At 73.8% G+C, this 9,060-nt stretch carries 8 protein-coding genes; 6 read left to right on the top strand and 2 right to left on the bottom strand.

The window, feature by feature from the left end; all coding sequences use genetic code 11:
* Positions 1-342 precede the first annotated feature (342 nt).
* Complete coding sequence (gene pepN / locus E1283_RS25350; protein WP_132820466.1) at positions 343-2,931, bottom strand: aminopeptidase N; 2,589 nt, start codon at positions 2,929-2,931, stop codon at positions 343-345.
* Positions 2,932-3,192: 261 nt separating this feature from the next.
* On the opposite strand from pepN, the gene E1283_RS25345 reads away from it, so the two are divergent.
* From E1283_RS25345 to E1283_RS25325, 5 genes are all read left to right on the top strand, one after another.
* Positions 3,193-3,822 carry a mycothiol-dependent nitroreductase Rv2466c family protein gene (locus E1283_RS25345; RefSeq protein ID WP_132820465.1) on the top strand — a complete coding sequence of 210 codons (630 nt, stop codon included), beginning with the start codon at positions 3,193-3,195 and terminating at the stop codon, positions 3,820-3,822.
* 291 nt (positions 3,823-4,113) lie between these two features.
* Complete coding sequence (locus E1283_RS25340; RefSeq protein ID WP_132820464.1) at positions 4,114-4,692, top strand: biotin transporter BioY; 579 nt, start codon at positions 4,114-4,116, stop codon at positions 4,690-4,692.
* A gap of 21 nt (positions 4,693-4,713) precedes the next feature.
* A complete protein-coding gene (locus E1283_RS25335) occupies positions 4,714-5,190 on the top strand; it encodes a ribose-5-phosphate isomerase (RefSeq protein ID WP_132820463.1) in 477 nt (158 codons plus the stop codon).
* Positions 5,191-5,197: 7 nt separating this feature from the next.
* Positions 5,198-6,019, top strand: a complete 822-nt coding sequence (locus tag E1283_RS25330) for an Fpg/Nei family DNA glycosylase (protein WP_132820462.1) — start codon at positions 5,198-5,200, stop codon at positions 6,017-6,019.
* 39 nt (positions 6,020-6,058) lie between these two features.
* Positions 6,059-7,030, top strand: coding sequence for an aldo/keto reductase (locus tag E1283_RS25325; RefSeq protein WP_132820461.1), 972 nt, complete (start codon positions 6,059-6,061; stop codon positions 7,028-7,030).
* A 26-nt stretch (positions 7,031-7,056) separates the two neighbouring features.
* Here the strand turns inward: E1283_RS25325 and E1283_RS25320 are convergent, their stop codons facing one another.
* A complete protein-coding gene (locus E1283_RS25320; protein ID WP_132820460.1) occupies positions 7,057-7,689 on the bottom strand; it encodes a TetR/AcrR family transcriptional regulator in 633 nt (210 codons plus the stop codon).
* Positions 7,690-7,781: 92 nt separating this feature from the next.
* Here E1283_RS25320 and E1283_RS25315 point away from each other — a divergent pair.
* Positions 7,782-9,060 (top strand): MFS transporter (locus E1283_RS25315; RefSeq protein ID WP_132820459.1); only part of this gene is annotated, 1,279 nt, incomplete at its 3' end.

Genomic DNA, 9,060 nt, shown 5'->3' with positions numbered 1-9,060 from the left:
CGCAGGCCCGGAACGGCCGCAGGCCCGGAACGGCCGCAGGCCCGGAACGGCCGCAGGCCCGGAACGGCCGCAGGCCCGGAACGGCCGCAGGCCCGGAACGGCCGCAGGCCCGGAACGGCCGCAGGCCGACACGGCCGCAGGCCGACACGGCCGCAGGCCGACACGGCCGCAGGCCGACACGGCCGCAGGCCGACACGGCCGCAGGCCGACACGGCCGCAGGCCGACACGGCCACAGGGGCCCAACGGCGGCGAAGCCGCCGCGTCGAGGCCCCTGCGGGCCGGCCACCACGCGAAGCGCGAAACCCCGCCCGCCGCCGGGCGACCGGTGGGGGGAAGGAAACCTACGCCGCCGCCTGGCCCCGCAGGGCCCTGGCGAGGTCGTCGCGGGCTTCCAGGACGAGGCGCCGCAGCGCCGGCGGCGCCGCGGCGTGCGCGGTGAGCCACGCGTCGGTCGCGTCCAGGGTGGCCTGGTCGTCCTGGTAGGAGGGGAAGAAGCCGCGCACGACGGCCATCGCGATCTCGATGGTCCGCTTGGCCCAGACGCCCTCGATCACCTCGAAGTACCGCTCCGCGTACGGCGCGAGCAGTTCCCGCTGGTCGGACTGGGCGAAGCCGTCGATCGTGGCCTCGACCAGCGCGTTGGAGAGCGCGTCCGACTCGACGACGTCCGCCCAGGCGCGGGCCTTGACGTCGGCCGAGGGGCGGGCGGCGAGGCAGCGCACGTGGTGGCGCTTGCCGGAGGCCGTGTCGTCGCGGGCGAGTTCGTCGGCGAGTTCGGCCTCGCCGGCGTGGCCGTGGGCGACCAGCGGTTCGAGGAAGGTCCAGCGCAGCTCCTGGTCGACGTCCAGGCCCTCGATCTCGGTGGTGCCGGCCAGCAGGTCGGTGAGCAGCCGGAAGTCGGCGTCCGACGTGGCGCGGCCGGCGAAGAAGCGGGCCCAGGCCAGCTGGTGGTCGCCGCCCGGGGCGGCGAGCCGGAGCTGGTGGAGGGCCGCCTCGGCCAGCCCGCGCCCAGCCTCGTCGCGCGCGGCGGTCGGGGTGTAGTCGACCAGGGCGGAGTGCGCCCAGGCGTGCACCATCTGGAGCACGCCGATCTCGGTCTCGGCGCCGCCGAAGTCCCGCACCAGGGCGAGGAAGTCGCGGGCCGGCAGCAGCGCGTCCCGGGTCAGGTTCCACAGCGCGGACCAGCACAGGGCCCGCGCCAGCGGGTCGGCGACGTCGCCGAGGTGGGCGCGCAGCGTGTCGAGCGAGCCGGCGTCGAAGCGTGCCTTGCAGTACGTCAGGTCCTCGTCGTTGACGAGGATCAGCTCCGGCCGGGACGCGCCCACCAGCTCGGGCACCTCGGTGACCGGTCCCTCGACGTCGATCTCGGCCCTGGCGTAGCGCAGCAGCGGGCCGCCTGGCTCCTCGTGGCGGTAGAGGCCGACGGCCACCCGGTGCGGGCGGAGCGTGGGGTGGCTCTCCGGGGCCTCCTGGCGGATGCTGAACGAGGTGATCGCGCCGTCCGCGTCGTGGTCGGCGTGCGGGGTCAGCGAGTTGACGCCGGCGGTCTGGAGCCAGGCGGCGGCCCAGCCGGTCATGTCGCGGCCCGAGGTCTCGCCGAGCACGGCGAGCAGGTCGGCGAGCGTGGTGTTCCCGTAGGCGTGGCGCTGGAAGTAGCGGCGCGCGCCCTCCAGGAAGGCGTCGCGGCCGACGTAGGCCACCAGTTGCTTGAGGACGCTGGCGCCCTTGGCGTAGGTGATGCCGTCGAAGTTGAGCTTGGCGTCCTGGAGGTCGCGGATGTCGGCCGTCACCGGGTGGGTGGAGGGCAGCTGGTCGGCCCGGTAGGCCCACGCCTTGCGGCGGTTGGCGAAGGCGATCCAGCCCTCCTCGAAGCGGGTGGCCTCGACCAGCGAGAACGCGGCCATGAAGTCGGCGAACGACTCCTTGAGCCACAGGTCGTCCCACCACTCCATGGTCACCAGGTCCCCGAACCACATGTGGGACATCTCGTGCAGCAGGGTGTTGGCCCGCCCCTGGTAGGCGGCGCGGGTGGTGCGGCCGCGGAAGACGTACTCCTCGCGGAAGGTGACGAGGCCGGGGTTCTCCATCGCGCCGATGTTGTACTCGGGGACGAACGCCTGGTCGTACTTGCCGAAGGGGTAGGGGAAGCCGAAGTTGTCGTGGAAGAAGTCGAAGCCCTGCTTGGTGGTGGCGAAGATCTCGTCCGGGTCGAAGTGCCGGGCCAGGCCCTTGCGGCAGAGCGCGCCCAGCGGGATCTCCAGGGTCTCGCCGCCCGGCAGTTCGCGCCGGTAGTGGTCGGTCACGTGGTGGTAGGGGCCGGCGACGACGGCGGTGATGTAGGTGGAGATCGGCTTCGTCGTCGCGAAGCGCCAGGTCGCGGCGGACGACTCGGGCAGGGGCTCGCGCCCGGTCTCGACGCCGTTGCCCAGCACCGTCCAGTGCGCGGGTGCGGTGATCCGGAGGTCGAAGGGGGCCTTGAGGTCGGGCTGCTCGAAGTTGGCGAAGACGCGGCGGGCGTCGGCCGGCTCGTACTGCGTGTAGAGGTAGATCTCCCCGTCCTCGGGGTCCGTGAAGTGGTGCAGCCCCTCGCCGGTGCGGCTGTAGGCGCAGGCGGCGTCCACCGTGAGCACGTTCTCTGCGCGCAGCCCCGCGAGCAGCACCCGGCTGCCGTCGAAGACGCGGTCCACGGGGAGTTCGGCGCCGTTGAGCGTCACGGAGTGGACGTGCGGCGCGAGCAGGTCGGCGAAGGAGTCGGCGCCCTCCTCCGCGCAGGAGAAGCGGATGGTGGTGGTGGACCGGAAGGTGCGGGGGCCGGCGGCCGGCGGCGGCTCGACGGCCGACCGCACGTCGAGTGACACCTCGTAGCCCCGCACGGTCAGCAGCCGGGCGCGCTCGCGGGCCTCGTCGCGGGTCAGGTTCTCTCCTGGCACGTGTGCTGCTCCCTCTGGTTCCGCCGGTTCAGCCGGTTCCGCTGGTTCCGCTGGTTCCGTTGCCTTCTCGCCGCTCGTCGTGAACCGGCTCCTCGTGAGCCGGCCCCTCGTGGGCGCGGCCAGCATGTCACGGGACCCGGGGGCCACGCACGGGAGGAATGCGGGGGTCGTGGTCGGTGTTGCCGCTGGTGTGGCCGGCGCACCGACCGGCCGCCTCGTCCTGCCCCGCCCGATCCGCGCCGTGCCGCGTGAGGAGATCCGATGTCCGAGAAGACCCCGGCCGACTTCTGGTTCGACCCGCTCTGCCCCTGGGCGTGGATGACGTCGCGCTGGATGCTGGAGGTGGAGAAGGTACGCCCGGTCGAGGTGCGTTGGCACGTGATGAGCCTGTCGGTGCTGAACGAGCCGAAGATCGACGAGCTGCCCGACCGGTACCGCGAGCTGCTGCGGTCCGGCTGGGGCCCGGTGCGGGTGTGCATCGCCGCCGAGCAGGAGCACGGTCCCGAGGTGTTGGGCCGGCTCTACACGGAGATAGGCACCCGCTTCCACAACCGGGGCCAGGAGCGGAACCGGGCCACGATCGAGGAGGCGCTGGTGGCGGCCGGGCTGCCGGCCTCGCTGGCGGACGCCGCGGAGTCCGAGGCGTACGACGAGCGGCTGCGCGCGTCGCACAAGGAGGGCATCGACCTGGTCGGGCAGGACGTCGGCACGCCGGTGATCGCGGTGCCGGGCTCCGACGGGGAGCAGATCGCGTTCTTCGGCCCGGTGGTCACCCCGGCGCCCAGGGGCGAGGCGGCGGCGCGGCTGTGGGACGGCACGCTGCTGGTGGCCTCGACGCCCGGCTTCTACGAGATCAAGCGCACCCGGGACGCGGAGCCGCAGTTCGACTGACGGCCCCGGGTGTAAGGGGAGACGCCGGCCCGCCGCCTGCCGTGAGTGAGAAGACGATCGGGCGGCGGGCCGGGCCGTGGCGTGCCCGCGTACGGCCGGGCGACGCGTTGTCCCATCCTGCCAGTCGATCTTCGAAACGACGATCGGGTTCAGGCCGCGCGAGCGCACCGGCTGTCGTCTTCCACCAACGGGCCCGAGGTGGATATGTCGGCAAACCCACGCGAAGATCGTCCATGTCTTCGGTTAGCGTCAGGGTGTCTCCCTCCCCCGCCTCACCCCTGGAGTCCTCTGATGAGCACAGCCGTGCTGGCCGATCTGCTGCCCGCCACGTCGACCGTGTCCCGGGCCCGTGCCCGGGACGTCGCCCTGATCCTCGGCGGCGCGGTACTCACCGGCGTCGCGGCCCAGTTGTCCGTTCCGGTGCCCGGCTCGCCGGTGCCGGTGACCGGCCAGACGTTCGCCGCCCTGCTGGTCGGCGCCTCGCTGGGCAGCGTGCGCGGCCTCACCTCGATGCTCCTCTACATGACGGCCGGCATGGCGGGCATGCCGTGGTTCGCCGAGGGCCAGTCCGGCTTCGGGATGCCGTCGTTCGGCTATGTCATCGGCATGGTGCTGGCGGCCGCCGCCGTGGGCGCGCTGGCCCGTCGCGGCGGGGACCGCACCGTGCTGCGCACCGTCGGCACCATGGCCGTGGGCACCGCCGTCATCTACGCGGTCGGCGTCACCTACCTGGCTTTGGACACCGGGATGTCGGCGTCCGAGGCGATCGCCGCCGGCCTGACGCCGTTCCTGCTCGGCGACGCGCTGAAGGCGGCGCTCGCGATGGGCGCGCTGCCGGCCGCCTGGCGGCTCGCCGGTCGCCGCGACTGAGGCCGTGAAAGACTCTCGACCATGCGCGTCTATCTCGGCTCCGACCACGCCGGCCTCGAGCTCAAGAACCATCTGACCGACTGGCTGAAGGAGCACGGGCACGAGCCCGTCGACTGCGGCCCGTTCGTCTACGACGCCGAGGACGACTACCCGCCGTTCTGCCTCCGCGCCGCGGAGCGGACGGCGGCGGACCCGGAGTCGCTCGGGGTCGTCATCGGCGGCTCGGGCAACGGCGAGGCCATCGCCGCCAACAAGGTGAAGGGCGTGCGCTGCGCGCTCGCCTGGAGCGAGGAGACGGCGCGGCTCGGCCGGGAGCACAACAACGCCAACGTGATCAGCGTCGGCGCCCGGATGCACTCGGCCGACGAGGCCACCTCGTTCGTCGCCGTCTTCCTGACCACCCCCTACTCGGGCGCCGCGCGTCACACCCGGCGGATCGACATGCTCGCGGGCTACGAGACGGACGGCACGCTGCCGCCGCTCCCCGAAGGGCACTGATCCCCCGATGCCCGAGGGCCACACCATCCACCGGTTGGCCGCCGACTACGCCGAACTGCTCGGCGGCCGGCCGGTGCGGGCGGACAGCCCGCAGGGCAAGTTCGCGGACGGCGCGGCGCTGATCGACGGTCAGCCGCTCACCACGGCCGAGGCCCACGGCAAGCACCTCTTCCTCGGCTTCGACGGGATCGGCTGGGTCCACGTCCACCTGGGCCTGTACGGCAAGGTCGCGTTCGGCGCGGGCCCGGCGCCGGCCCCGGTCGGGCAGGTCCGGCTCCGGCTCGCCGGCCGGGACGGCTACGCGGAGCTGCGCGGCCCCAACGCCTGCGCCCTGATCACCGAGGCCGAGAAGGACGCGATCGCGGACCGGCTCGGCCCCGACCCGCTGCGCGCCGACGCGGAGCCCGAACTGGCCCGGCGGCGGATCGCCGCGAGCCGGGTCACCGTCGCGGCGCTGCTGATGGACCAGCGGATCGTGGCCGGCGTGGGCAACGTGTACCGGGCCGAGGTGCTGTTCCGGCACGGCATCGACCCCTACCGGGCGGGGCGTTCGCTGACCCGCGCCGAGTGGGACGCGGTCTGGGCGGACCTGGTGGCGCTGATGCGGGAGGGCGTCCGCCTCAACCGCATCGACACCGTCAGGCCCGAGCACACGCCCGAGGCGATGGGCCGCCCGCCACGCGTCGACGACCACGGCGGCGAGGTCTACGTCTACCGGCGCGCCGGCCAGCCCTGCCTGGTGTGCGGCGCGGAGGTGCGGAGCGCGACGCTGGCGGCGCGCAACCTCTTCTGGTGCCCCGACTGCCAGCACCGCCCGGCGGCGCCGTAGCGTGCGGGAACCTGACGACGTGTGGGAAGGCTGGTCCTGATGAGGTCGAACCGACTCGGGCGCAGCGCGGTGGAGGTCACGGAGCTGGGCTGCGGCGGTGGGCCGCTCGGCGGCCTCTTCACGGCGGTGGACGACGAGACCGCGGCGGCGACCCTCGCCGCGGCCTGGGACAGCGGCATCCGCTACTTCGACACCTCGCCGCACTACGGCATCGGGCACTCGGAACGCCGGATCGGCGCCTTCCTGCGGCAGCGGCCGCGCGCGTCGTTCACGCTCTCGACGAAGGTCGGCCGGCTGCTGGTCCCGCAGGACCCGACCGGGCAGGTCGAGGAGTTCCAGGTGCCGCCGACACACCGCCGGGTGTGGGACTTCACCCGCGACGGGGTGCGGCGCGGCGTCGAGGAGTCGCTGGCCAGGATGGGCGTGGACCGGGTCGACACGCTGTTCCTGCACGACGCGGAGGAGCACTTCGAGGCCGCGCTGCGCGACGGCTACCCGGCGCTCGCCGAACTGCGCGCCGAGGGCGTGGTGGGCGCGATCGGGGCCGGCATGTGGCACACCGGCATGCTGAGCAGGCTGGTGCGGGAGGCGGACGTCGACGTGGTGATGCTCTCCGGCCAGTACACGCTGATGACGCAGGTCGGGCTCGACGAGCTGTTGCCGGCGTGCGGGGAGCGCGGGGTCTCCGTGCTCGGCGCCTCGGTCTTCAACTCCGGTCTCACGGCCACCGCGCGGCCGGCGGCGGGCGCGTACTTCGACTACGCGCCGGCCTCCGAGGCGGTGCTGCGCCGGGCGCACGCGATCGCCGACGTCTGCGAGCGGCACGGCGTGACGCTGCCCGAGGCGGCCCTGGCGTTCCCGCTGCGGCACCCGGCGGTGGCGGGCGTCGTGGTCGGGATGCGGTCGCCGGAGGAGGTGCGGGTGAACGTCACGGCGTTCGAGGCGGAGGTCCCCGACGGGCTGTGGACCGACCTGGTGTCCGCCGGACTCCTCGACGAGCGCGCGGCCTGACGGCCCGCGCCGCCTCGGCTCCCGGCTCAGCCGGGGCCGGCACCGAAGGCGGCCGTGAGGGTGGCGACCAGGCGTTCGTCGTCCGCCGCGCCCGACGCCGAAGGGCCGTCGGGTGAGAGGCCGGAGAGCGTGCCCGACTGGTGGAGGGCGAGCAGCCCGATCATGGCGCGGTAGCGGAACGCGACGTCCTCGGGCGGGAGTTCGGGGAGGGCCGCGGTCAGCGCCTGGAGGTAACGGCCCTCGACGGGGCTGACCTCGTCCGCGAAAAGCCGGCGGATCTGGGGGTCGGGCTCGCAGACGACCCGGCCGATCAGCCGGGCCACCCTCGGGCCACGCGGGCCGTGCCGGCGGACCAGGCTGGCGCCGGTCTCGACGAAGATCCGTACCAGGTCCGCGGCGCCCGGCACGCCGCCCGCGGCCGTCAACTCGTCGAGGCGACGCCCGCGTTCGGCGTTGACGGACCCCATGGCGCGCGCGACGACGGCGCGCAGCAGGCCCTCCTTCGAGCCGAAGTGGTAGTTGACGGCGGCCACGTTGACGCCGGCGGCCTCGGTGACGGCGCGGAGGCTGGTGGCCGCGTACCCCTGCGCGCCGAACAACTCCTCGGCGGCGTCGAGGATCCGGCTCTTGGTGGTGCTGGTGGCGGAGGCGGCTGGCACGCCGTCACCGTAAAACAAGCGCTTGATTCAAGCAAGGTGCGCGTGCTTCCATTCAAACGATCGCTTGAATCGACCGCTTGAGGAGTCTCGGCATGCAGTCCACGGTGATATCGAGCGCCCGGCGACGGGCCGTCCTCCTGGGGGTGATGTGCCTGGCGCTCGCCGTGGTGGTCGGCATGCTCGCGTCCCTGCTGGTGGCCGTCCCCGACATGGCGCACGACCTCGGCGCCAGCGAGGCCGAACTGCAATGGATCATGAACGCCTACGGTGTGGCGTTCGCCGGCCTGCTGCTGACCGGTGGCGCCCTGGGCGACCGGTACGGCCGGCGGGCGGTGCTGCTGACCGGCCTCGCGCTGTTCGGCGTCGCCTCGGCCGCGGTCGTCGCGGTGGACGACGTGTCGGCGATCATCGCGCTGCGCGCGGCGGCCGGCGTCGGCGCGGCGCTGGTGATGCCGATGACGCTGGCCGTGATCACCCACGCGTTCCCGCCGGAGGAGCGCGGCCGGGCGGTCGGCGTGTGGTCCGGGATCAGCTTCGGCTCGGCCCTGCTCGGGGTGCTGGTGGCCGGCGGGCTGCTCGAGGGCTACTCCTGGCGGTCGGTGTTCGCGGTCAACGCCGGCCTGGCGGTCGCCGCCCTGCTGGCCTCGGCGGTGGTCACCCCCGCGTCGCGGAACCCGGACCCGGCGCCGCTCGACGTCGTGGGCTCGCTGCTGTCGGTCGCCGGCGTCGGCGCCCTGGTGTTCGGCATCGTGGAGGGCCCGGAGCGCGGCTGGGGCGACGTCACCGTGCTCGGCGGTCTCGGCGTCGGCGCGGCGAGCCTGGTCGCCTTCGTCCGCTGGGAGCTCGGCCGCGAGCGGCCGCTGCTCGACCCCCGGGTGTTCCGACTGCGCGGCGTGTCGGCCGGCTCCCTGGTGATCACCGCCGAGACCCTGGCCATGTTCGGCTTCTTCTTCCTGCTGTTGCAGCACCTCCAGCAGATCCTGGACTACTCCCCGCTCCGGGCCGGCCTCGCGCTGGTGCCGATGGCGCTGGCCGCCATCGTGGTCTCGCCGGTGGCCCCGCCCGTCGCCGAGCGATACGGCATGCGCGCCGTCGTCTGCGGCGGGATGGCGACGATCGGGGCGGGGTTGGGCCTGATGGCCGTCTTCGCCGAGGACACCGGCTTCTGGCCGGTACTGGTCAGCACCGCGCTGCTCGGCGCCGGCATCGCGTTCGCCGCCACCCCGGCCACCGACGCCATCGTCGCCGTCCGCGAAGCGGAACGCGTAGGCGTCCGGCCGGCCGGCCAGGCCGTACAGCTCGCGCAGTTTCCGGTGCGCCGCCGCCATGCCCTCGGGCGAGAACAGCGCGTCGTCGCGCAGGTACTGGACC

The sequence above is a fragment of the Streptomyces hainanensis genome (assembly GCF_004348415.1).
GTDB classification, from domain to species: domain Bacteria; phylum Actinomycetota; class Actinomycetes; order Streptomycetales; family Streptomycetaceae; genus Streptomyces; species Streptomyces hainanensis.
This window is presented reverse-complemented; position numbering and strand designations above follow the sequence as displayed.

Bases quoted from the DNA above. Each gene is read 5' to 3' on its own strand.
- E1283_RS25345 (WP_132820465.1), top strand. From the start codon at position 3,193: ATGTCCGAGAAGACCCCGGCCGACTTCTGGTTCGACCCGCTCTGCCCC.
- E1283_RS25340 (WP_132820464.1), top strand. From the start codon at position 4,114: ATGAGCACAGCCGTGCTGGCCGATCTGCTGCCCGCCACGTCGACCGTG.
- E1283_RS25335 (WP_132820463.1), top strand. From the start codon at position 4,714: ATGCGCGTCTATCTCGGCTCCGACCACGCCGGCCTCGAGCTCAAGAAC.
- E1283_RS25330 (WP_132820462.1), top strand. From the start codon at position 5,198: ATGCCCGAGGGCCACACCATCCACCGGTTGGCCGCCGACTACGCCGAA.
- E1283_RS25325 (WP_132820461.1), top strand. From the start codon at position 6,059: ATGAGGTCGAACCGACTCGGGCGCAGCGCGGTGGAGGTCACGGAGCTG.